15 protein-coding genes are annotated in these 23,357 nt (G+C 59.1%); 9 read left to right on the plus strand and 6 right to left on the minus strand.

Translation table 11 applies throughout. The annotated features are described in order from the left end of the window. Positions 1-9: 9 nt before the first annotated feature. Entirely contained in the window at positions 10-2,622 is a 2,613-nt protein-coding gene (locus M5G26_RS13500; RefSeq protein WP_273915693.1) for a bifunctional diguanylate cyclase/phosphodiesterase, read from the minus strand. A 221-nt stretch (positions 2,623-2,843) separates the two neighbouring features. Here M5G26_RS13500 and M5G26_RS13505 point away from each other — a divergent pair, with 221 nt between their 5' ends. The 6 genes from M5G26_RS13505 (at position 2,844) to M5G26_RS13530 (ending at position 14,521) form a co-directional block, all read left to right on the plus strand. Next, a complete protein-coding gene (locus tag M5G26_RS13505; protein WP_134177182.1) occupies positions 2,844-5,048 on the plus strand; it encodes an OsmC domain/YcaO domain-containing protein in 2,205 nt (734 codons plus the stop codon). Between the two features lie 453 nt (positions 5,049-5,501). Next, positions 5,502-6,017 (plus strand): Hcp family type VI secretion system effector, encoded by a 516-nt coding sequence (locus M5G26_RS13510; protein WP_008084998.1) that lies wholly within the window; start codon positions 5,502-5,504, stop codon positions 6,015-6,017. Positions 6,018-6,143: 126 nt separating this feature from the next. Next, the gene (locus M5G26_RS13515; protein ID WP_273915694.1) at positions 6,144-9,068 is read left to right on the plus strand and encodes a type VI secretion system Vgr family protein; all 2,925 of its coding nucleotides are present in this window, start codon (positions 6,144-6,146) and stop codon (positions 9,066-9,068) included. After that, on the plus strand, positions 9,065-13,792 hold the full coding sequence (locus M5G26_RS13520; protein WP_273915695.1) for an RHS repeat-associated core domain-containing protein: 4,728 nt from the start codon (positions 9,065-9,067) through the stop codon (positions 13,790-13,792). Before M5G26_RS13515 ends, M5G26_RS13520 begins: the two co-directional genes overlap by 4 nt. A 5-nt stretch (positions 13,793-13,797) precedes the next feature. Continuing rightward, positions 13,798-14,205, plus strand: a complete 408-nt coding sequence (locus M5G26_RS13525) for an Imm1 family immunity protein (RefSeq protein ID WP_273915696.1) — start codon at positions 13,798-13,800, stop codon at positions 14,203-14,205. 52 nt (positions 14,206-14,257) lie between these two features. Continuing rightward, on the plus strand, positions 14,258-14,521 hold the full coding sequence (locus M5G26_RS13530; RefSeq protein WP_273915697.1) for a PAAR domain-containing protein: 264 nt from the start codon (positions 14,258-14,260) through the stop codon (positions 14,519-14,521). Between the two features lie 55 nt (positions 14,522-14,576). Here the strand turns inward: M5G26_RS13530 and M5G26_RS13535 are convergent, their stop codons facing one another. The 3 genes from M5G26_RS13535 to M5G26_RS13545 all read right to left on the minus strand — a co-directional run bounded on the left by M5G26_RS13535 (position 14,577) and on the right by M5G26_RS13545 (position 16,633). Next, the gene (locus M5G26_RS13535) at positions 14,577-15,071 is read right to left on the minus strand and encodes a PaaI family thioesterase (protein WP_273915698.1); all 495 of its coding nucleotides are present in this window, start codon (positions 15,069-15,071) and stop codon (positions 14,577-14,579) included. 8 nt (positions 15,072-15,079) lie between these two features. Beyond that, positions 15,080-16,237: a GGDEF domain-containing protein gene (locus M5G26_RS13540; RefSeq protein ID WP_134177177.1), complete on the minus strand. Its 1,158-nt coding sequence runs from the start codon at positions 16,235-16,237 to the stop codon at positions 15,080-15,082. A gap of 147 nt (positions 16,238-16,384) precedes the next feature. Further along, positions 16,385-16,633, minus strand: coding sequence for a hypothetical protein (locus tag M5G26_RS13545; RefSeq protein ID WP_134177176.1), 249 nt, complete (start codon positions 16,631-16,633; stop codon positions 16,385-16,387). A gap of 171 nt (positions 16,634-16,804) precedes the next feature. On the opposite strand from M5G26_RS13545, the gene M5G26_RS13550 reads away from it, so the two are divergent. The 3 genes from M5G26_RS13550 (at position 16,805) to M5G26_RS13560 (ending at position 19,618) form a co-directional block, all read left to right on the plus strand. After that, positions 16,805-17,449: an ATPase gene (locus tag M5G26_RS13550; protein ID WP_150692711.1), complete on the plus strand. Its 645-nt coding sequence runs from the start codon at positions 16,805-16,807 to the stop codon at positions 17,447-17,449. An 86-nt stretch (positions 17,450-17,535) separates the two neighbouring features. Continuing rightward, entirely contained in the window at positions 17,536-17,877 is a 342-nt protein-coding gene (locus tag M5G26_RS13555) for a hypothetical protein (RefSeq protein WP_038369774.1), read from the plus strand. 1,099 nt (positions 17,878-18,976) lie between these two features. After that, entirely contained in the window at positions 18,977-19,618 is a 642-nt protein-coding gene (locus M5G26_RS13560; RefSeq protein WP_150652868.1) for a LysE family translocator, read from the plus strand. Here M5G26_RS13560 and M5G26_RS13565 read toward each other — a convergent pair. Next, positions 19,615-20,808 (minus strand): GAF domain-containing sensor histidine kinase, encoded by a 1,194-nt coding sequence (locus M5G26_RS13565; protein WP_273915699.1) that lies wholly within the window; start codon positions 20,806-20,808, stop codon positions 19,615-19,617. The genes M5G26_RS13560 and M5G26_RS13565 overlap by 4 nt on opposite strands. Before the next feature lie 138 nt (positions 20,809-20,946). Further along, on the minus strand, positions 20,947-23,112 hold the full coding sequence (locus M5G26_RS13570; protein ID WP_443218389.1) for a TonB-dependent siderophore receptor: 2,166 nt from the start codon (positions 23,110-23,112) through the stop codon (positions 20,947-20,949). Between the last annotated feature and the right edge of the window lie 245 nt (positions 23,113-23,357).

Here is a 23,357-nt window from a genome sequence, read left to right on the forward strand (position 1 = left end):
TGTAGCCGTTCAGGTCACACGACCCTTCTTGGCTATCAACTGTGCACCTCTGGAATCTTGTAGCAACCGCGCAAACGCTGCTTTGTCGATCGGCCGACTCATGAAGTAACCCTGCACCTCATTGCATTGATCGACCCCGAGAATATCCAGTTGCTCTTCGGTCTCGACCCCTTCGGCGGTGACGGTTAGGCCCATGGCTTTGCCCAGGCCGATAATCGCTTGCACCACCGCGCGATCATTGCTGCCGCTGCTGATCGAGGCGATGAAACGCTTGTCGATCTTGATCCCGTCGAACGGATAAGCACGCAAGTAACCGAGCGATGAATAGCCGGTGCCGAAGTCGTCCATGTTCAGGCGCACACCGAGTTCCTTCAGGGCGTTCATGGTGGTCAGCGCACCGTCGGTGTCGTTAAGCATCACGTTTTCGGTGATCTCCAGTTCCAGGCGACTGGCCGGAAAACGGGTTTGCACCAGCACTTCACGAACATCCTCAACCACATCGCTGACGGCAAACTGCGCGGGCGACAGATTGACCGAGAGCAGTATGTCTTCGGGCCAACCCAGCGCGGTTTCGCACGCTTCGCGCAGCACCCAGCGCCCGAGCGGGACGATCAGGTCGGTCTGCTCCGCCAATGGAATGAACAAGTCCGGCCCCAGCAAGCCCTTGGTCGGATGTTGCCAGCGCACCAGCGCTTCGACCGAAACGATGTGCTTGCCATCGACCTTGTAGCGCGGCTGGTAGTGCAGGATGAATTCGTTGTGTTTGAGCGCATGGCGCAGGTCATCTTCCATTTGCCGGCGCGTCTGGATCTGATCGCTCATGTGCGCTTCGAAATAACACCAGGTGTTTTTGCCCTCGGATTTGGCTTGATAGAGGGCGATGTCGGCGTAACGGATCAGGTCGCTGGGTACGTAGCCGTGGCTGCGACTAAGTGCGATGCCGATGCTGGCACCGATGTGCAGTGGATGATGCTCGAAGATCACCGGTTGATGCAGGCTGCCGATCAGGCGGGTGCAGAACTTGTCGATTTCATGCGGGCTGTCCATGCCATTGAGCACCACGATGAACTCGTCGCCGCCCAGTCGCGCGACGATGTCATGTTCGCGGGTGCATTCATGCAGGCGCACAGCGACTTCCTGCAGTACCGCGTCACCGGCCGGATGGCCGAGTGAATCGTTGATCGGTTTGAAGTTGTCGAGGTCGATCATCAGCAGCGTCAGCGGCGGCGCGTGCTCCTTGAGCAACAGCGCGTCATCCAGATAACGCGCGAGTTTGTTGCGATTGGGCAGGCCGGTGAGGGCGTCGTGCATCGATAGATGCTGGATCTGCGCATGGGCGGCGACTTCGTCAGTGATGTCGCTGGCGGTGCCGCGATAGCCAATAACCGTGTGCTTGTCGAAGATCGGCCGCGCGGACAACCGACAGTGGCGTTGCTGGCCGGAGTGATCGCGGTAGGTGCAACGCAGGTCGCTGGTGCTGTTTTCCTCGGTCAGGTTTCTCAGCCAGAGTTCCAGTGGCGTGGTGTCGCAACTCAACAGGTGGCCGATGTCCTGCCCCAGCCACAGGGTTTGCGGGTAACCGGTCACTTCGCTGAAGCGCGCCGACAGGTATGTCAGCGCCAGGTGGCGGTCGACTTCCCAGATCCAGTCCGACGCGGCTTCGGCCACGGCGCGAAAGCGTTCTTCGCTGGCTTCCAGTTCGCGGTTGGCGTTTTCCAGCGCTTGATTGGAGGTTTGCATGACGGCAAAACTCTGGTCGACGTATTGCGATGATCGCAAAGCATGACGGAAGAAGTACGCGGTCAGCAGCATCAGCACCACAATCGTCGCGCCGAGTGGCGGCAGCAATGACCACAATAAATGTTGCCCGGGCCGTTCCAGATCAGCGATCAGGCTGTAACCGGTGCTGTCCAGCGGCACTCGCGGGCGGTCATGTTCAAGGGTTTCATCCGGCGCCAAGGTCAGGTTGCTCAAGCCATAGCCGCTGCCGATCAGGCGCAATTTGGTCGGCGTAAGTTTGTCGACAAATACCAGCACCGAAGAGGTCTGCGGATCGCCCAGGGGCCGCTCATCGTTGGGTATGATCGCCGCCGTCGACACCAGCGCCGGCCAGCCTTCGAACAGTGAATAGCGACTGACTGGCTTGGTCAGATCACCTTGGCCCAACACTTGATCGAGTAACTCCGTGGCACTCACCTGAACGAACGCGGACAGCTCGGCATCGACCAACTGCCCGCGCACCACCGCGTAACGGGTGCCTTCGCGGTTGAGGACGAACACGCCGTCATAGCCGTCACTGGTGAACAGGGTTTTGCCGAGGTTCTGCTCGGTGTAGGCCCAATCGGTGTCGACCTCACCGCTCAAATGCTCGTAGGCGGTGGTCCAGTAGGCGTAGCTGGTGATGTAGTTCTTCGCGGCAGTGATGCGGTTTTCCAGCGCGCGAGCCGAGTAAAAGCGGGTTTTGTTGACCTCTTCGCTGTCCAGGCGCTCGGCGATACCCAGCAAAGCGACCGCCGCCGCGATCACGCCGCTGACAAACAGCGCCCCGACTGCGAAGGCCAGGCGGCGGGTGACGGCGCTCTGGCGCGGTGGAAGCGGGGCTGCATAGCTGGAAAGGTCCATGTGCTCGTCCTTGATCCGCTGTCTTCTGAATCTAGAACCACGGCGCGGGCGCAATGTTCAGAATGTTCTCGGCGACTGCTCTGAAAGCGTAGTGAACGCCGCGTGATTTGTCTTCCCAAGTGCAGGACGCCGATCAGCGGCCAATCCCGAAAGGGCAAGACTTCCCGCGCAAAAACCGGATAATGGCCGCCATTCGTTTAGCCGTATTCTGGTAATCCCGCATGGAAATCAAGGTCAACTTTCTCGACAACCTTCGACTTGAAGCCAAGTTCGACGACTTCACGGTGATCGCTGATCAGCCCATCCGCTACAAGGGCGATGGCTCGGCACCGGGTCCGTTCGACTACTTTCTGGCGTCGTCGGCGTTGTGTGCGGCGTACTTTGTGAAGTTGTACTGCGACACGCGCAACATCCCGACTGAGAACATTCGTCTGTCGCAGAACAACATCGTCGACCCGGAAAACCGCTACAACCAGATCTTCAAGATCCAGGTCGAGTTGCCGGCGGACATCTCCGAGAAAGATCGCTTGGGCATCCTGCGTTCCATCGACCGCTGCACGGTGAAGAAGGTTGTGCAGACCGGCCCGGAATTCATCATCGAAGAAGTCGAGAACCTCGATGCCGATGCCCAGGCGCTGTTGATGCCAGTGGCCGGTTCGGACGCAGGTACTTTCATCGCCGGTAAAGACCTGCCGCTGGAGCAGACCATCGCCAACATGTCGGGCATCCTCGCCGACCTCGGGATGAAGATCGAAATCGCTTCGTGGCGCAATATCGTGCCCAACGTCTGGTCGCTGCACATCCGTGATGCGCATTCGCCGATGTGCTTCACCAACGGCAAGGGCGCGACCAAAGAAGGCGCACTGGCCTCGGCGCTGGGCGAGTTCATCGAGCGCCTGAACTGCAACTTCTTCTACAACGACCAGTTCTGGGGCGAAGAAATCGCCAACGCCGAATTCGTCCACTACCCGGACGAACAATGGTTCAAGCCCGGTCCGAAAGATGAGTTGCCGAGCGAGATCCTCGACGAATACACCCGGAAGATTTACAACCGTGACGGCGAATTGCGTGGCTCGAACCTGTTCGACACCAACTCCGGCAACACCCAGCGTGGCATCTGCTCGCTGCCGTTCGTGCGCCAGTCGGACAATGAGGTGGTGTACTTCCCGTCCAACCTCATCGAAAACCTCTACCTGAGCAACGGCATGAGCGCCGGCAACACCCTCGCCGAAGCGCAGGTGCAGTGCCTGTCGGAAATCTTCGAGCGCGCGGTCAAACGCGAGATCCTCGAAGGCGAAATGGCCCTGCCGGACGTGCCGCAAGCAGTACTGGAGAAATACCCGAGCATCCTCGCCGGCATCAAAGGTCTGGAAGAGCAGGGCTTCCCGGTGCTGGTCAAGGATGCGTCGCTGGGCGGTGAATTCCCGGTGATGTGCGTGACGTTGATGAACCCGCGCACCGGCGGCGTGTTCGCCTCGTTCGGCGCGCACCCGAGCCTGGAAGTGGCGCTGGAGCGCAGCCTCACCGAACTGTTGCAGGGCCGCAGTTTCGAAGGCCTCAATGACTTGCCGCAACCAACGTTCTCCGGCCAGGCCGTCACTGAACCGAACAACTTCGTCGAGCACTTTATCGATTCCAGCGGTGTGGTGTCGTGGCGCTTCTTCAGTGCCAAACCGGACTTCGAATTCGTCGAGTGGGACTTCTCAGGCGCTGGCGAAAACTCCAACGCCGAAGAAGCCGCGACGCTGTTCGGTATCCTTGAAGACATGGGCAAAGAAGTCTACATGGCGGTCTATGAGCACATCGGCGCCAAGGCCTGCCGGATTCTGGTGCCGGACTACTCGGAGATTTACCCGGTCGAAGACCTGATCTGGGACAACACCAACAAAGCCCTGCAATTCCGCGCCGACATCCTCAACCTGCACAACCTCAGCAAGGTCGGCCTGCGTAACCTCGCCCAAGGTCTGGAAAACAGCGAGCAGGACGATTACACCGAGATCACCACGCTGATCGGCGTCGAGTTCGACGACAACACGCCGTGGGGCAAGCTGACCATTCTGGAACTGCGCCTGCTGATCTGCCTCGCCCTGCAGAAGTACGAACAGGCCAAGGATCTGGTTGAAGCTTTCCTGCAATACAACGACAACACCGTTGAGCGCGGCTTGTTCTATCAAGCGGTCAACGTGGTGCTGGAGATGGAGCTGGATGAAGATCTGGAGCTGGAAGACTACGAAGCCAACTTCCGCCGGATGTTCGGTGACGAGCGTATGGATGCAGCGATTGGCTCGGTCAACGGCAGCGTGCGCTTCTATGGCCTGACGCCGACGAGCATGAAGCTGGAAGGGCTGGATCGGCATTTGCGCTTGATCGAGAGCTATAAAAAGCTGCATTCGGCGCGGGCGAATGTGACAGCTTCTTCGCACTGACTACATTATTTCCGCTGACCAGAAAAGCCAGGCAGTTGCCTGGCTTTTCTTTACGCGCGATGTTTTGCCTATTCAGCAAAACTGCGTTGATGCAACGTCAACGAGAGTAAGGCTATCTGGAGATTTTTCGTCGATTGACGATAAAAACGCTTTTTAGCAACTGCGCAAGAAGTTGCGCAGTTGTTTCCAGAAAACATCCCTGAAAACCGCTACAGGCCACGCCGTTCAGGGCGTGCAGCCAAGTGCGCAACTTCTTGCGCAGTACTGCGCAAGAAGTTGCGCACTTACGACGACTCTTCCTGGCTGCAATAGCTACTTCTGTTGAAGTTGTTTACACAAGTTGTTGATGAACAATGGCAATGTAATGACTGGCATGAAATTTGATATCTCCAAACTCGCACGGACAGGCAATGGTGCCTGTCACTTGTGTCTTTTGAGCAAGGAGAGCATTCCATGGCAACCCCCGCTTACATGTCCGTCACTGGCGAAAAACAAGGCCTGATCACTGCCGGCGCATTTACTGCCGATTCCGTTGGCAACACCTTTCAAGAAGGCCACGAAGACCAGGTGATGGTTCAGGCTTTCACCCACGACGTGATCATCCCGCGTGACCCGCAATCCGGTCAGCCAACCGGTCAGCGCGTGCACAAGCCAGTGGTCATCACCAAGGTCTATGACAAGGCTTCGCCGCTGCTGCAAGCGGCGCTGACTTCCGGCGAGCGCATGAGCGAAATCGTTATCCAGTGGTACCGCACTTCGGCGCAAGGCACCCAAGAGCACTACTACACCACCAAACTGGAAGACGCGATCATCGTCGCCATCAACAACAAAATGCACAACTGCCAGGATCCAGGCAACGCGCACTTCACTCACCTGGAAGAAGTGCAGTTCACCTACCGCAAAATCACCTGGACCCACGAAGTCTCCGGCACTTCGGGTTCCGATGACTGGCGTGCTCCAGTCGTTTAATCGCGGCTGATAGTGATACCGACTCGACCAGTCTGACTGGTCGAGTTCACTGTTCGATCAAGGAATTCTTCGCCTCAGTTTCATGCACCCTGAGGCGCGTCGCAGCACTGCGCGAGGGACAAGGGAATGTTCTCACCGGCCAACCAGCCTCATTTCAATCTGACCGTCGATGGCATCGACAGTGACTTTCAAGTGCTGTCGTTCACCGGTCGTGAGGCCCTCAACACGCCATTTGAATTCGAGCTGGAACTGGTCAGCGAAAAGGCCTCGATCAACCTCGAAAGCGTGCTGCACAAACTGGCGTTTCTTCAGCTGTCGCCGAGCGGCAGCGGGATTCACGGGCTGGTCTACAGCATCGCCCAGGGCGAGGCGGGCAAGCGTCTGACCCGCTACAAGATTTCCCTGCGCCCGCAACTCGCGTACCTCGCGCATCGAGTCAATCAGCGAATTTTCCAGCAGATGACCGTGCAGCAGATCATCAGCCAGGTCCTGGAAGAACACGGCATCCTCGCCAGCGATTACCACTTCCAGCTCAGCGCGATTTATCCCGAGCGCATTTACTGCGTGCAGTACGACGAGTCGGACCTGGATTTCATCCAGCGGCTGTGCGAGGAAGAAGGTATTCACTACCACTTCCAGCACACGTCCAGCGGCCACAAGCTGACATTCGGTGATGACCAGACGGTGTTCCCGAAATTGGCGCCAGTGGCCTATCAGCAGGACTCCGGACTGGTCGCCGACAAACCGGTGGTCAAGCGCTTCGGCCTGCGTTTGGCCACCCGCACCAGCCGCACCACGCGGCGCGATTACGACTTCGTCAAACCGAAAATCGAGCTGGAAAGCGACGCCAAAAGCAGCGCGCAACCGGACCTCGAAGACTACGATTACCCGGGCCGTTTCGTCGATCGCGAGCGTGGCAAACACCTGGCCAATCGCGCACTGGAACGGCATCGCAGCGACTATCGTCTGGCCGAGGGCAACAGCGATCAGCCGATCCTCGTCAGCGGGCATTTCCTTGCCCTGACCGACCACGCCAACCCGACGTGGAACGACCTCTGGCTGCTCACTGAAATCTTCCACGAAGGCAAACAACCGCAAGTGCTCGAAGAGTCGGTGACCAGCGACACCACCGACCTCAAGGACGATTTCCACCAGGGCTATCGCAACCGCTTCAGCGCGATCCCGTGGGACGTGCCGTACCGTCCGCCGCTCGATCACCCGAAACCGAAAGTCCTCGGCACGCAAAGTGCGGTGGTTTGCGGCCCCGAAGGTGAAGAGATCTACTGCGACCAGTACGGCCGGGTGAAGGTGCAGTTCTTCTGGGACCGCGAAGGCAAGCACGACGACATGACCAGTTGCTGGATGCGCGTGGCGTCGAGCTGGGCCGCCGAGACTTTTGGTTCGATCAATATTCCACGGGTCGGCATGGAGGTGTTGATCACCTTCCTTGAAGGCGATCCCGATCAACCGCTGATCACCGGTTGCCTGTACCACGGCGCCAATCTGCCGCCCTACAAACTGCCGGATTTCAAGACCCTGGCCACGGTCAAGAGCAAGGAATACAAGGGCAGCCGCGCCAACGAACTGCGCATCGACGACACCACCAGCGAGATCAGCATCGCGCTGCGCAGTGACCACGGTGCGAGTGCGATCAACCTCGGTTACCTGACCCATCCGCGCCCGAGCGGTGGTCAGCCGCGTGGTGAAGGTTTTGAACTAAGAACCGATCGCCACGGTGCGGTGCGTGCGGCGGCCGGTCTTTTGATCACCACCGAGCCGCGTCCAAACGAATCCAAGCACCACAAAGATCTGCCGGAAACCGCTGAACGCCTCGCCACCGCCAGCGATCAGCAGGACGGATTCGCCGTTCAAGCCAAAGAGTTGCAAGCCCAAGAGGCGGGCGATCAGGACGACGTCGCCAAGGCATTGCATGCCCAGCATCAAGGCGTGCTCGGCAGTGGACCGGCCAACCTCACCGCCAACGAATTCCCCGAGTTCACCGAACCGCATCTTGTCCTCGCCAGCCCAGCCGGCATCGCCCTGACCACTCCGCGCTCAACCCACATCGCCACCGGCGAACATCTGGCGCTGAGCAGCACCGGCCACACCAGCCTGTCGATCGGCAAACGCCTGCTGGCCAGCGCCAGTCGTGGCATGCGCCTGTTCGTGCAGAGCATGGGCTGGCGGCTGGTCGCGGCCTCCGGCGACATCGACGTGCGTGCGCTCAAGGACAGCATCAACCTGCTGGCCAAACTCAACATCACCGCCAATGCCGATCGCATCACCATCACTGCGAAAACCGAACTGGTGATCCAGGGCGGTGGCAGCGCCACCACCTACAACGCCGGCGGCATCACCCACGCCACCAGCGGCCCTTACACCGCGCACGCGGCGAACTTCGCCTACACCGGCGCGAAAAGTCTCGCCGGGGTATTCCCGGAACCGCCGAAACCGGGCAAGGGCAACCTGGAATTGTTCAACCAGTACGCCGGGCGTCAGGGCATCAAAGAGGGGGATTACGAAGTCATCGATGCCTTGGGCAAAAGCATCAAGGGCAAGCTCGACGGCAAGGGTTTTGCCAGCGTCGCCGGCGCTGCGCCGGGGCCGGCACGGGTGCTGTTCGGCAAGGATCCAGCAGATACGTGGAGCGATGGCAGTTACATCGGCAAACCGGAGTGGCCGTTGAATCCACCGGGTGCCGAAGACGTGCCAAGTCAGGTGCAAGCCATGGTCGCGCAGGTCTTGCCGAGCAAGAGTTGGGACATGTTGGAGAAGGGCAAGGACATGGCGCAAACAGGGATGAGTGCGATGCAGACCGCGCAAGGTGCGATGCAAACAGCGCAGCAGGTTAAGGGGGTTGTGCAGGGCGGGGTGGCCGGGTTGCCGAAACTGGCGAGTGCGGCGTTGCCGAGTGCGTCGAGCATCCTCGGCGCCGCGAGCAAGAACGGCAAGTTGCCGAGTTTGCCTGCCGTTTCGTTGCCCAAAAACGCGATTCAAACGCCCGGCCTGAGTCCGGCCTCAAGCTTGCTGCCAGATGAGTTCATGTCATGACTACTCCGACTCCTGCGCCCGATAAAAAACGTGAACCCCAGGTTGCTGTCGTTCCGCTCAACACCATCGATATTCAAGACGTCGGTCGCGGCGCCGCCAAATTCGATGCCTGGCTGCAGTCGATCAGTGGCGGGGTTGTCACGCTCGACCGTGTGAAGAACGTTGCCGGTGCCTTGCCGGTGGTGGGTAACATCATGGCGCTGGTCGACGCCCTTGGCGACATCGTGACCCTGGCCAAAAGCAAGCAGCGCCAAGTGCTGGACTGGGTCAGCCTGGGGATCAACCTGATTGGCGTACTGCCGGCCCCTCCAACCATGGCATCGGCACGCATGACGCTGCGTCCGACATTGGGCCTGGTGCGCCAGGAACTGCGTAACAGCGCGAAGATGCTTCTGGGTGATTCGCTGATCGAAGTGTTGATCGGGCATTTGAACGCGACCATTGTCGGCACGATCGATGACTTCGTAAAACAGGCGCAGCCCAAACTCGCTGGCATTCTCGACGACGCTGGCAAACTGGGCCAGAGCGCGGTGAACGAGATTGCCAAGGGGCTGGAAACCGTCGTCAATGGCAAACTCGATGCCAAGGGCGACCTCAACGCTGCGGGTTCAAAGATCACGGCGGCGCGCAGCCAGTTACTGCATGACCCCAAAGCGGCCATCGGCAACATCTTCGGTGCAGCGTTCAGTGCCTACAAGGCCGCCGGCAAAGGCGTAGCCAACAGCGCAGCGAAAAACCTGCTGCCGGAAAAAGCCAAGGCATTGGTGCTCAGCAATACGTCCATGCTGCGGACTTTGGGCGTAGAGCTGCGAACACAGCTGAAGAAGCTCAGCGATCCGGGTGTTCAACACTCCATCGGCTGGCTGTTGCAGATGCTCGGTGGCGCCGTGGTCACCTGGCGTAAGCGCAAGGCGCATGGTCAGAGTACGAACGTCAAACCCGGCGGCACCACCCAGGCCAAGCGCAAGGCCGGGGAAGGTCAGCTTGAGATGCAGTCCAAGCAAGCCGGGGCGAAAGCCGACCCTAATTGCAGAAAAAACGTGGTGTGCCCGATTACCGCGCACAGCATCAGTTTCTCGATGGGCTCGGAGACTTTCCGTCACACTGATTTCAGCCTGCCGGGCCCGTTCCCGATCAACTGGACGCGCACGTATTACTCGCGCCTGGAGGCCTATGACAAAGGGGGCATGGGCGCTCGCTGGATTACCGAATTCACCACCCGTTTCGATCGCGTCGATGACGGCCTGGTGTTTCACGCGGCAGATGGACGTAGCCACAACTACCCACTGCCCAAAGTCGGTGAGGCCCATTACGACCCGGTTGAAAGCCTGACGCTGGTGCGGGTCGACGAAAACCGGCTGGTGCTGTGCAGCGGTATCGAGCGCAAGGAAACCTACGTGCGCCGCGGTCAGCGTTACGTGCTGATCGGTATCGTCCTGCGCAGCGGTGCCGGGGTCATGCTTCACTACGAACACCGTCATGACGACGAGGCGGTGTTGTCGGATCTGATTACCTACGAAGGCGATATCAGCAACGTCCACTTGCAGCTCGGCACCCTGCTCGACGCGCAAGGGCACCTGATCGGTCTCTGGGAAATTCGCGACGGTGCACCCAAGCGTCAATTGTGTGCCTATCGCTACGACGCCAGCGGTGATCTGATCCAGGCTCAGGATGAAAACGGCGCGGCCTGGAATTATCAATACCAGCACCATCTGGTCACGCGTTACACCGATCGCACCGGGCGCGGGATGAACCTGCAATGGCAAGGTCAGGGCGCTGATGCCAAAGCCGTCCGCGAATGGGCGGATGACGGCAGTTTCGATACCCGGCTGGAGTGGGACGAAAACATCCGCCTGACGTATGTCACCGATGCCCATGGCAACGAGACCTGGCACTACTACGACATCCTTGGCTACACCTATCGCATTCGGCACCCGGATGAACGCTCGGAATGGCTGTTTCGCGATGAGGCGAAAAACGTCGTGCGCCATGTGCACACCGACGGCAGCATCGACCGCTTCAGCTATGACGAACGGGGCAATGTGCTTGAGCATATTCGTGCCGACGACACCGTCGTGCATTTTGCGTATGACGATCAAGATCAGTTGATCAAGATCAGCGACGCCGAAGGCGGGCTCTGGCTGCGCGACTATGATGCTCACGGCAATCTGGAGAAAGCCATTGACCCATTGGGCAACCAGACCGAATACGCCTACACCTCGGCAGGCCTGCTCAAAGCGATCAAGGACGCCAACGGCGCCGAGAAGAAACTTGAATACAACGATGCCGGTCAACTGACGAAATATACCGACTGCTCCGGCAAGGCCAGTACCTGGGAGTACAACAGTCTTGGGCAGTTGATTTGCTTCACCGACGCGGCCGGGCAAAGCACCGAGTACCAATACCGTGCCGGCCAGCGGGTGCTGATCAGGCATCCGGATAAAACCGAAGAACGTTTCACTTACGATGCTGAAGGTCGTTTGCTGGCCCATGTCGACGGGCTGGACCGCTGCACCTCCTGGCGTTACACGGCTGCGGGGCTGGTGGCCGAGCGAGTGGATGCCACGGAGCAGACGTTGCGCTATCGCTGGGACCGACTGGGGCGGCTGACCGCCCTGGAAAACGAGAACCAGCAGCGGGTGCAGTTCGAGTACGATCCGGTGGGGCGCTTGCTCCATGAAACCGGCTTCGATGGGCGCAGCAAACACTATCGCTATGACACCGAGACCGGGCGATTGGCCTCCATTCGCGACGGCGAGCGCCTGACCGAATTCCAGTTCGACCCGATGAACCGGATGATCAGCCGTTTGGCGACGCTGGGCAGCGAGTCGCAAGCGGAAACCTTCGCCTACGATGGTAACGGCAACCTGGTGCTTGCCTGTAACGATCAGAGCCGCTTGCAGTGGTTCCATGACCCGGCTGGCAACCTGCTGCGCGAACATCAGCATTTTCTGGGGTTGGAAAAACCCTCGGTCGCGATCTGGCGACATGAATACGATGCGCTCAATCAGCGAGTGGCCACGCTGCGTCCGGACGGTCATCGGGTCAGTTGGTTGACTTACGGCAGCGGTCATCTGTTGGGCATGCGCCTCGATGAACATGACCTTATCGGTTTCGAGCGCGACGACCTGCATCGTGAAGTTGCGCGGCATCAGGGCAATCATCTGTTGCAAACCCAGCAGTGGGACCCCGCCGGAGGTTTGCAGGAGCAACTGCTGGGACGCGCCGACGATAAGCGCACTGTGCTCAAACGCGAGTATCAGTACGATGCGGCAGGTCAGTTGCGCGGTATTGACGATACCCGCCGAGGGACGTTGGCTTATCAATACGATCCGATCGGTCGTCTGCTTCAGGCGAGCAGTCGCCTGGGTGTGGAAACCTTCGCCTTCGACCCGGCTGGCAATCTGCTCGACGAAACGGCCCGGCAAACCCGACGCCCGCTGGATCAGGACCCGACCCGCAGCAAGCTTCTGGATAACCTGCTGCGCGAGTACGCCGGCACTCATTATGAGTATGACGAGCGGGGCAACCTGATCCAGCGCTGGCATAACGGCAGTTACAGCCGGCTGCGCTGGGATCTGTTCGACCGTCTGGTGCATTTTGACGACGCCCGTCTGGAGGTCGATTACGCCTATGATGCGCTGGGCCGCAGGGTTTACAAACACTCCCGTGCGCACTTTAAACAGCACCCTGAAGCCGGCTCTCAATGGAACCATCACGAATACGCACGCAAGCAGCGCGAGTCGGGTTGCGGCTTCACGTTGTATGGTTGGGACGGTGACGTTCTAGCCTGGGAAAGTAGCCTGGCACAGGTGGATGGTGACTATGGTCGTACCGTGCATTACGTGTACGAGCCTGGCACCTTTGTGCCTGTCGCTCAGGCACTGCGGCATCAGGCAATCAAACTGTCGGAGCAGCCCGACTACAGCGACGAATATCGACTGGACGATGATCCGTTGTGGAGCCACGCACCCAAGGCCCAACCGATCGATGAGTTGAGCTGGTATCAGTGCGATCACTTGGGCACGCCACAGGAACTGACTGACCAGCGAGGTGAAATCGTCTGGAGTGCGCAATACAAGGCGTGGGGTCAAGTTCAGGAGCAGCGTTCAGATTGGGCCAGGCAACAGGGGCTGACGAATCCACTGCGTTTTCAGGGGCAGTACCATGACCATGAGACGGGCCTGCATTACAACCGCTACAGGTACTACGATCCGCAGGTCGGTCGTTTCATCAGCAAAGACCCGATCAGCTATGCCGGTGGCTTGAATCTTTATGCCTATGCACCAAACCCGACGGGCTGGATCGATCCGCTGGGCCTGGAAACCTGTGATCCACGGCAGCGACTGGCTGACCGCAGGAAAGCCTTGGGTCTACCCGTCGCAGGTTCTGCCAATGACACATCGACATTGTCTTTATTGAGGGTCAATGGTCAGAGTTTCGAGGGTATAAACTCAGGTGACCAGAATCCCAAGACGGCGATTACCCTCGACCGGGTAAATGCGCAAACCAAAACCCACGCGGAGGCTGAAGCGGTGCAACATGCCGTGAATGCGGGCATGGCAGGTAAAGCCGAAAGTGCCGAAATGTGGGTCGACCGCGATCCGTGCAAGGCTTGCGGGTTGCCGGGCGCAGGGGGAATTCGTTCACTGGCTCGAAATCTGGGATGTAATATTACCGTGCATTCACCCAGTGGCAGCCGAACTTACACACCAACGAAGTAGTGATCATGAAGCTGGAAAAAATCCTAGAAGACGAAGCAAAGGGCGAGACTTTCAAAGAGCGAGAGCACTTGAGTCCCGACCGCGCAAAGGTACTCGAAACTCTGGATCGACTGGATGGAAAGGCGTGCAGTTCGACACTGTTTTTGCTCGATGACGATAACTACATGAGCGTGGGCGGGGGGAACGACCATCGCTATGTTGTGTTTATCGCGGTCAACGTCGACGAAAAGCTTTACACACTGACCACTCCTGATGCATCAAGCGATGAGACGGTTGATGTCGTCGTCGGTGGGCAGTCCGGGAGTTACCCGAAAAACCAGGTTGTCGACAAAGAAAGTGCCCGGAAAGCGTTGCTGTATTTTTGCGAACACGGCACCGCGGACCCGGGATTGGCGTGGGAGATTGAAGAATGAGGGGGCGAAGGTCAGACCGTCGGGCCTGATTGAACGGCAAAGGAGTGATGCTGTGAAAGACGCGATTCGCTTGGGTGACTCCACCACGCATGGTGGCACGGTCCTTGAAGCATTCTCTCGAACCGATCTCAATGGCAAGCCCATTGCCGGTGTCGGACACAATGTAAGCTGCCCTCTGTGCAAAGGGGTTTTTCCCATCGCCGAGGGCAGTAGCACTTACACCGTTGATGGCACGCCTGTGGCGTTGGACGGCATGAAAACCGCTTGTGGCGCCGCCCTGATTGCCAGCGGCCCCAAAGGGGCTGTGGTCAGTTGAACAGTCGCCAGGGCCTGCCGGTAACGGTTCGACAAGCCAGGCAGGCTCGCCAGGTTTATCGCCCGTGTGCCGCGTCGGCCAATTGCCCGGTATCGACACGCACAAACACCGAATCGCCCACCGCCGTCAGCACTTCCCCGGCAAACACCTCGCAGATCACCCGGGTCTTGCGCCCGACGTCACCCTCGACTTTCGCGCGCAGAGTCAGCGTCACGCCCATCGGTGTCGGCTTGATGAATTTGATGCCGAGGTTACCGGTGACGCAGTCGATGCGCGGCAGGCTACCGGGTTTGCGGTTTTCTGCACGGTAGTGGTACGCCATTGCCGTCCAGTTGGAATGGCAGTCGACCAGCATCGCGATCAGGCCGCCGTAGGCCAGATCCGGCCAGCCGCAGTACTTGGCCTCCGGCAGGTGTTCGGCAATGACGTGCACGCCGTCTTCATGCCAATGGCTTTTCACGTGCAGGCCGTGCGGGTTGCGGCCGCCGCAGCCGTAGCAGACGCCTTCGGGGGCGGCGAGGTCTTGCAGGGGAGTATCGAGGCTGGACATGGTTTTTATTATCCTGGCGTGGTGAGTCCGGTCAGGCGCAGTCGATTGCGACCGCCGCGTTTCGATTCGTAGAGTGCCGCATCGCCTTGCTCGATCAGTGCCGTCAGGTTGGCGGGCGGGTGGTCGAACAGGCTGGCGCCGATGCTGAGGGTCACGGCGGCGGTAGTGGGGAATGTCTGTGAAGTGGTGCTCAGAAACTGCTCGCGCAATGTGTTGCCCAGTTCCATGACGCGCTCACTCGATGCGCTGCTGAGCAGGATGACAAACTCGTCACCGCCCAGGCGCGCCGTCAGTGCATTGCGCGGTAGCACCGAGCGGATCATTTCGCTCAAGGCGATGAGCAAGCGGTCACCGGCGGTGTGGCCGTACTGGTCGTTGACCAGTTTGAAATGGTCGATGTCGATCAGCAGCAAGGCGCCGGGATGCTCGGGCGATACGTGTTCGAGCAGGCGCGGTGCACGCTTTTCCAGGGCGCGGCGGTTGTACAGGGCGGTCAGCGGGTCGCGCTCGGCGAGGCGGGCGATCTGTTTTTCCCGGCGGTAACGTTCGGTGCCGGTCATCGACAGGGCAATCAACATGATCGCCATCGCGCCTTCGACCAGGGAAATCTGAATGATCTCGCCACGAAACGCCGCCAGATCGATCAGCGTGCCGGGGATCACCACGGTCAGGGCTTTGGCCACATAGAAGATCCCGTGACCGAGCAGAACGTAACGCAACTGCACCGCGCCCACGCTCAGCGACTTGCCGTGGGGGCGCAGCAGCGAGCTGGCCTTGAGGGTCGACAGCGCCACCAGCAGCGAATTGGCAGCGAGCATGACCTTGGACCACAGCGGCCCGTCCGGCAACAGCAGCATGACCAGCCAAGTGGCGAAGATCAGATACCAGGACGGCGACAGCCGTATCTGGGTAAAGCGTGCCACGCCAAGCAGGAACAGGAAGTGTGCGGTCACCAGCAAGCCGTTGGCGAACCAGATGCCGATCAGCAAAAAGCCGCTGCTGCGCAACAGGGCCAGGGTGGAACCGACGGTAATGGTGGCGAAACCGGCGCTCCAGAACAGTAGCGAAGGCTCACGAATGCTGCGCCATTCAATCGCCAGATACAGCGCGGCGGCGGCTGCGAGGGCGATGGAAATGGTCAACATCGTAGGTGGGTCGAGCGGCATTTCTGGATGAGCCTGTCTGATTGGCGATTAGACCGGCGATTGTAAGCGTTCAGGCGGTTTTTTCGCAGAGGGCGTGTTGCCGCGCAGACCGCTGGCAGCGGGGAGGGCGCGGTTGCTGGCCGCCGCCCTGATCACCGCGCCGATCGGTCATTGCTCGGGCGCGAGCCAGGTGTCGACGACCCGACGGTCCAGCTCTTCCCAGTAGGCCATGCCCAGCACGCGGGTGGTGTTGAGCCCGCGCAGGTAGCCGCGCAACTGGTTGGCGGTGTCTTTGATGAGCTGCGGGTCAGTCGCGTCTTTGTTCAGCAATACGCTTTCGTACTGAACCAGATACTCGGCCACGCGCTCGCGGAAATCGGGCAAAACGGCGTCTCGGATCAGGTCAAACGTTCTCAAGGCGAACTCCTCATTTCATGTTTTTCTCGTTGTGATTGAGTGTGTATCAGTCTGCACGTCGCGCAACTATTGCTAGAAGTAATAGTGACCATCAAGAAACGCAAGTTCTGCTTTGGCGGCAATCGGCGGAAAATCGCCTCCATCGAACACGCCGCTCAAGGAATCTGCGCGATGAAGACTATGACCCGACTGGCTTTGGTCGCCCTGCTGGCAGGCGGCGCGCTGTTCACAGCACCGACTTACGCAGCCGACACCGGGTCGTGTCACTTCCAGACCATCACCGGCAGCAGCGCGACGTTGCAGCATTCGCAAACCGTGGGTGTGTTGCTCAGTGAGAACACACTGGACAACCTGCAATACCTTGAGCGTTACCACGACATGGCGGTCAACGGCGCGAAAGATGCGCTCGACTCGCGAATTCGTGAAGCCTTTGTCAGCAGTTCCGATCCGGAACTGGCCATCGACTGGCTGGTGAGTTCATTGCAACAGCAGTTCTTGTCGGTGACCGTATACGACAACCTTGATGCCTTGGTGCAGGCGCATCCGGACGTGGTGGTGAAACTCGACACCTTCAACCGCTTGCTGACGCAGCAGAACAGCCTGGTTGAAGCGCGTTTTACCGCACGCTTCTACGACGCCGACCTGCAATACATCGGCAAGGCTGAAGGCGCCGTCGAGAAACAGCTGCCTTCGGTGTGGGTGCATAACCAGGCGGCACCGGCCATTGCTGCACAGATCGACAGGCAGCGTGACTTGCAACTCAACGCCTTGAAGCAATTTGATGTGTCGCTCAAGGCGCTGGTGGCGTCGAGCTGAACACTTAAAACATAAATGGCAACGGCGGCTCCGTGAGGCTGAACCGTTGCCGATTGAACCGAACTTTTATTTTCAGGATTACACCGATGCGTCTTTTATTCGTGCCTGCCATGGCTGTCGCTTCTTTGTTGCTCGCTGGTTGCGCTTCGGCGCCGAACAATCCGAGCCTTACTTTGCAGACCAGCAAGACGCCTGCGCAGTACGCCGATTGTGTTGTGCCGAAGTTGCAGGGCAGTGCGTTGAACCCGACGGTTTCGCAGACTCAGCGCAGTTATCGGATTGTGGTGCCGAGCAAGATTTCTGCTGACAACGTGCTGGAGGCCTATAAGGCTGGCGCTGGCGGCAAGGTGTTTATCTATGAGCGCCATTTGTTGGCTTCGAATCTTTTGCCTTCGAGTTTTGAGCGGGCTGCGCAGGATTGCATCTGATTTTGGCTTTTGTACGTATTTGACTGAGCTCCTTTGGTTGGCCGCAACCAACCAATTTTTTGCCTCACGCCCTTATGTGGTTGTGGGGCTTTTTTTTGGCTGTTTTTTGAGCTTGGCGGCCTTTGGGCCGACCATGCTCGGGGTGTTCTTTGTGAATATCCGTTGCTGCGGTGATGGCGGCTTAGGGTTCCGCCCTTACGGCGGGTCACTTTTTCCAGACGCCGAAGAAGCACCAAACGGTCGCTGCGCTCCCACGCCCGGATCAATCCCTCCACTCAGCCTTCCGACGTCGCCCGTGGATCAAGATCAAAAGCTGCAGCCGAGCTAACGCTCATCCTGTTGAGTGGTGAGAAGCGCGGGCGTGTTCGGTTTTTTGGTTTCTGTGTTTGAGTCCAGCTCGGTATTTCACGTCGGCGTAACTCTGGTAGTCACCTCGGTCAGTTCCCTCTCCCTCCGGGAGAGGGCTAGGGTGAGGGGCTTTTGATCTGTTTGAGAATTTGAGTTCGACTCGGTATTGCACGTCGGCGTAACTCTGGTAGTCACCTCGCTCAGTTCCCTCTCCCTCCGGGAGAGGGCTAGGGTGAGGGGCTTTTAATCTGTTTGAGAATTTGAGTTCGACTCGGTATTTCACGTCAGCGTAACTCTGGTAGTCACCTCGCTCAGTCCCCTCTCCCTCCGGGAGAGGGTTAGGGTGAGGGGCTTTTGATCTGTTTGAGAATTTGAGTTCGACTCGGTATTTCACGTCGGCGTAACTCTGGCAATCACCTCGGTCAGTTCCCTCTCCCTCCGGGAGAGGGCTAGGGTGAGGGGCTTTTGATCTGTTTGAGAATTTGAGTTCGACTCGGTATTTCACGTCGGCGTAACTCTGGTAGTCACCTCGGTCAGTTCCCTCTCCCTCCGGGAGAGGGTTAGGGTGAGGGGCTTTTGATCTGTTTGAGAATTTGAGTTCGACTCGGTATTTCACGTCGGCGTAACTCTGGTAGTCACCTCGGTCAGTTCCCTCTCCCTCGGGGAGAGGGTTAGGGTGAGGGGCTTTTGATCTGGGCTATGCAGCCGGTTGCTGTAACATGCGGCAACTTCAATCATACGAGCAGCGAAAATGGATTCTCACTCGATATTGACCTTCACTCTGGTCGCCGCAATTGCCATCGCCAGCCCGGGGCCGGCGACGTTGATGGCGATCAACAATAGCCTCGCGCATGGGCAGCGCAGCACGATCTGGTCGTCGTTGGGTAACGCCAGTGGCTTGTTCTGTCTGTCGGCGGCGGCGATGTTGGGGTTGGGGGCGTTGTTGGCCAGTTCGGAACTGCTGTTCAATGCAGTGAAGATCATCGGTGCCGGGTATCTGTTCTATCTCGGCGTCAAGCAGCTGTTCAAGAAAGGCCCGATGCTGCCTGAGGGAGTCGAGGGGGAGGCGAGCAAGGTGCGGCCGACGCGCGGCAAGTTGTACAAATCGGCATTCCTGACCGCGGTGACCAACCCCAAGGCGACAATGTTTTTTACTGCGTTGTTTCCGCAGTTCATTGATCAGGGCGCCGCGCTCTTGCCGCAGTTTCTGATCCTGACTTCGATCTTCATGGCGTTGTCGGTGTCGTCACTGAGCGTTTATGCCGCGCTGGCTTCGCGGGCCAAGGGCGTGTTGACTCGTCCGGCTTTGTCCCGTTGGGTCAGCCGGGTGGTCGGGTCTACGTTTATCGGGTTTGGCGCGGCGATTCTGACGATGCGTCGGCAGACGGCTTAGACCCATTTGAACCGGGCCGGGAATCTCGCCACGAAGCAGGTTCCCGACTCGGCGCTTGAGGTAACGCTCAACGTGCCGTTGTGTGCCATCGCTATCTGCGAGGCGATGTAAAGCCCCAGTCCCAAGCCCTCGCAACGTTGCCCGGCTTCGGCGCGGGAGAAGGGTTCGAACAGTAAGGGCATCAGCTGCGCTGAAATCGGCGTGCCCTGGTTGGTCAGGGAAATCACGATCTCGTCGTTTTCCGCACAGGCTTTGAGGATGATCGGTGTGCTGTTCGAGCCGTGGGTGACCGCGTTACCCAGCAGATTGGACAGCAACTGGCTGATGCGCAGCGCATCGCAATAGACGCCTGCCGGCACATCCAGTTCATGGATGAAATTCGCTTGCGGATGGGACGCCTGAACCTCGGCAAGGGTCAGTTGCAAGGTGTGCTGCAGGTCATCCACCAGCTTGCGCTGCACCGGAATTCCGCCGCCCAGTCGTCCTCGGGCAAAGTCGAGGATGTTTTCGATCAACACGCCCATGCGCACCGAGCTGTTGCGAATCGCCGCAATCAGGTTGAGCGAACGTTTGTCTTCGGTTTTGCTTTCCAGCAAGTCGGCGCTCATGCGCACCGCGCTCAGTGGGGTGCGCAAATCATGGCCGAGTACGGCGATGAATTGCTCGCGCAGGCGTCCGAGTTCATTGGCGTTGTTCAGCTCGATTTGGGTCGCTTCCAGATGGCGCTGTGTGTCCAGGTTCATGGCGATCAATTGAGCGAACAGGGTCAGTGTTTTGGTAATGGCCGGTTCATCGATATTGGCCGGAACCGAGTCGATGGCGCACAGCGTGCCGAAGAAGTCGCCGTTGGCTTTGACGATGGGAATGGAAATGTAGCTTTCCAGCCCATAGGTTTTCGGCGTGTGGTGAAGCGAAAAGACCGGGTGCGTACTGGCATGACCGAAGATCACTGGCTGCTGATGCTGGCGGATCTCGTGGCAGATGGTCGATTCGAGCACCAGTTCGCCACCGGGTTTGAGCCCGAAATCAATCGAGTCATCGACAGCGCACGCCACCCAGTTTCTCTCGGTGACCCTTGCCACCGCGGCGAAACGCATGCCGGTGAGGTGTTTGACCATGCTCAGGATGACCGGCACCGCGTCAATACTGCGGATGGCTTCGATGTCGGGTGCAAAGTCCGGGTTGGTCATGGGCGATGCTTCGAGATGAGTTCGCTCAGAGACTATCTGGTATTGCCGTTCATGACTAATACGGCGGGTAGAAAAAACAAGGGCGCCGCGGATTTCCCCGGCGCCCTTGTTTGTTGTGACAGATCGAACGTTATCGACTCAGAACTTGTACTTGGCGGTCAGCATGTAGCTGCGCGGGTTGCCATAGTTGTCGGTGGAACCCCAGGTGACATCAGAGCCGATGGCGGAGTAGTAGACACGGTCAAAGATATTGTTCGCGTTGACTTGCAGATCCAGGTGTTTGTTGACTTCGTACCCGGCCATCAGATCGGTGACGGCATAACCGCCCTGTTCGAGGCGGTAGCTACCGTTATTGGCCAGGGTGATGTCGTTGTACATGCGGCTCTGCCAGTAGACGTTGCCGCCCACGCGCAGGTTCTGCAGCGGGCCCTGGAAGCGGTACACCGTAGACACCTTGAACAGATGCTCAGGCGTGTCGGTATCGAAACGCTGATTGTTGTTCGCCGGGTTCTCGTCCTTGATGTAGTGCGCGCGGGTGTAGGTGTAGCCGGCGCCGACCTGCCAGTTTTCTGTCAGCGCGCCTTGCAGTTCCATGTCCACGCCTTGGCTGCGCACTTTGCCTGATGTGTTGTAGCAGGTCATGACCGGGCAGCCGAACTGGTTGTCGGCCAGGGTGGCGCGGCCGGTCTGGTCCATCTGGAACACCGCCAGGCTGGCGTTGAGGGCGCCGTTGAAGTACTCGCCCTTGATGCCCACTTCGTAGTTTTCACCGACGATCGGCTCGAGCACTTTGCCGCCGAGGTCTTTCTGGGTTTGCGGGGTGAAGATGTCGGTGTAGCTGGCGTACACCGAGTGATGGTCGTCCAGCTTGTAGATCAGGCCGGCGTAACGGGTGAGGTTGCGGGTGACTTTGTAGTCGCCGTCGGCCGTGCGGTCATCGTAGTCGTACCAGTCGAGGCGGCCGCCGAGGATCAGCGTCAGCGGGTCGGCCAGGCTCAGGCGGGTGGTCAGGTACACGGCGTCCTGGGTGGTGACGCTGCGGGTCTTGCCGTCACGTACGAAATCAGGCTTGGGCGCGCCAATCGGCCAGGCGGTGGTGTACGGGTCGTATTCCTTGGTGGTCGCGTCATACACACGGTTGCTCGCACCAACGACCAGTTCATGGGTGCGGCCGAACGCTTCGAACGGGCCGCTGGCAAAACCGTCGAATGCGCGCTGCTTGTCGGTGTGATGGGATTGATAGGCCGTGGTTTCCAGCGGGCCGGCATAACGCGACAGGTAGGTTCCGGAGAACTCGCCATCGAGGGTCGAGGACGAGCCGGCGACGTGCAGTTTCCAGTCATTGTCGAAGCGATGCTCGACTTCACCGAACACGGTGTCGATTTGCAGCTTGCGGTTTTCCCAATCGGTGCCCGGATAAGTGGAGCGGGGCAGATCGAGGTGATGGCCGTTGGTGCCGAGCGGCAAACCGCCCCAGAAATAGTTGGTCTGTTCGTTCTGCCGGGAGAAGCCGAGGGTCGCGGTGGTGCTGTCGCTCAGGTCGGCTTCACCGATGGCGTAGAACAGGCCATGGTCGTTCTCTTCCTTGTCGCGGAAACTGTCGGCGCCCTGATAGGAACTCACCACTCGGCCGCGCAAGGTGCCACTGTCGTTCAGCGGGCTGGAGGCATCGATTTCGCCACGGTAGTCGTCCCAACTGCCTGCTGCGCCGGTGAGGGTCACGCGCTGATCGGCGGTCGGCCGTTTGCGCACCATGTTGATCGCCGCCGACGGGTTGCCGGCACCGGTGACCAGCCCGGTTGCACCGCGGACGATTTCGACACGGTCGAACATCGCCAGGTTCGGTTGCACCGCCATGGAGTAAGGCGAGTACGCGCTGGGCAGGCCGTCGTACATGATGTTGTCGATGTCGAAACCGCGCGCCTTGTAAGTCTGCCGTCCCGGGCCGCTGGTCTGGCTGAGGAACAGGCCCGGCGTGCCTTTCACCACATCGTTGATGCTGGTCATGTTCTGGTCGTCCATGCGCTGGCGAGTGATCACCGTCACCGCCTGAGGCGTTTCGCGCATGGTCAACGACAGCTTGGTCGCCGTGCTCATCGGGCCAGTGGTGTAGGACTGCGTGTCTTCGGTGGTGCTGCTCATCTGGGTGGCGCCGATTTCGGTGGCGTCCAGTTCCAGCGTGCCCGCTGGCGCGGTGGGTGTTGCTTGATCTGCCAGCGCAGGTGCGATGCTGGCCATGCAGATGGCAAGCGCCAGCAGGTTAGGTGAGAGGTTTGCGCGGCGGTAATTGGTGTGAAACGACATCTAACTGATTCCCCCAAGGTACGAAAACGAATCTGATACAAGCGCATGTAATAATTGTTCTCATTAGTGTCTCAGATCGCATTCGTGGAGAAAAGGCGTACGAGTCAGTTAGTTAACGAATTTTTCACAATCGTCCGGAGGCTCTGCCTCGGGGGATCCGCAGGGACGTGTGGGTTTTCGGGGGGCGTGCGAGAGGTGAATCAGGGCGCAGCGGCCGGACACAAAACCTGCGCCGGCGCTGCTGG

The sequence above is a fragment of the Pseudomonas sp. TNT2022 ID642 genome (assembly GCF_028656995.1).
In the GTDB taxonomy this organism is placed as follows: Bacteria; Pseudomonadota; Gammaproteobacteria; order Pseudomonadales; family Pseudomonadaceae; genus Aquipseudomonas.

Coding starts and splice junctions, on each gene's coding strand:
- M5G26_RS13500 (WP_273915693.1), bottom strand. CDS start 2,622: ATGGACCTTTCCAGCTATGCAGCCCCGCTTCCACCGCGCCAGAGCGCC.
- M5G26_RS13505 (WP_134177182.1), top strand. CDS start 2,844: ATGGAAATCAAGGTCAACTTTCTCGACAACCTTCGACTTGAAGCCAAG.
- M5G26_RS13510 (WP_008084998.1), top strand. CDS start 5,502: ATGGCAACCCCCGCTTACATGTCCGTCACTGGCGAAAAACAAGGCCTG.
- M5G26_RS13515 (WP_273915694.1), top strand. CDS start 6,144: ATGTTCTCACCGGCCAACCAGCCTCATTTCAATCTGACCGTCGATGGC.
- M5G26_RS13520 (WP_273915695.1), top strand. CDS start 9,065: ATGACTACTCCGACTCCTGCGCCCGATAAAAAACGTGAACCCCAGGTT.
- M5G26_RS13525 (WP_273915696.1), top strand. CDS start 13,798: ATGAAGCTGGAAAAAATCCTAGAAGACGAAGCAAAGGGCGAGACTTTC.
- M5G26_RS13535 (WP_273915698.1), bottom strand. CDS start 15,071: ATGTCCAGCCTCGATACTCCCCTGCAAGACCTCGCCGCCCCCGAAGGC.
- M5G26_RS13540 (WP_134177177.1), bottom strand. CDS start 16,237: ATGCCGCTCGACCCACCTACGATGTTGACCATTTCCATCGCCCTCGCA.
- M5G26_RS13550 (WP_150692711.1), top strand. CDS start 16,805: ATGAAGACTATGACCCGACTGGCTTTGGTCGCCCTGCTGGCAGGCGGC.
- M5G26_RS13555 (WP_038369774.1), top strand. CDS start 17,536: ATGCGTCTTTTATTCGTGCCTGCCATGGCTGTCGCTTCTTTGTTGCTC.
- M5G26_RS13560 (WP_150652868.1), top strand. CDS start 18,977: ATGGATTCTCACTCGATATTGACCTTCACTCTGGTCGCCGCAATTGCC.
- M5G26_RS13565 (WP_273915699.1), bottom strand. CDS start 20,808: ATGACCAACCCGGACTTTGCACCCGACATCGAAGCCATCCGCAGTATT.
- M5G26_RS13570 (WP_443218389.1), bottom strand. CDS start 23,112: ATGTCGTTTCACACCAATTACCGCCGCGCAAACCTCTCACCTAACCTG.